Raw genomic sequence first — 225 nt, forward strand, 5'->3', positions numbered from 1 at the left:
CCTTGTTGTTATAGGTTTAGTATTATAATTACAAACAACACCAAAGACACCTTTTTTTCTTTAGGTGCCTTTAGTTTGTTCTTATAATTTGGAGGTCAATAAAAATGTCGGGGGAAACTGTTGTTTATCAAAACGATTTGAATTTAGTTCCCTTGCGTAAATTCACAAGCACGGAAATTGATATTTTTTTTACGCTTTGTAATAAGTTAAAGGAAAAAGATATCA

General features: G+C 30.2%; 1 pseudogene. It reads left to right on the forward strand.

Features of this window, described 5'->3' with window-relative positions:
• Nucleotides 1–104: 104 nt before the first annotated feature.
• Nucleotides 105–225 (forward strand): annotated as a pseudogene (locus TP70_RS12310) (RepB family plasmid replication initiator protein); the annotation flags it as partial.

Source organism: Staphylococcus microti (assembly GCF_000934465.1).
GTDB classification, from domain to species: Bacteria; Bacillota; Bacilli; order Staphylococcales; family Staphylococcaceae; genus Staphylococcus; species Staphylococcus microti.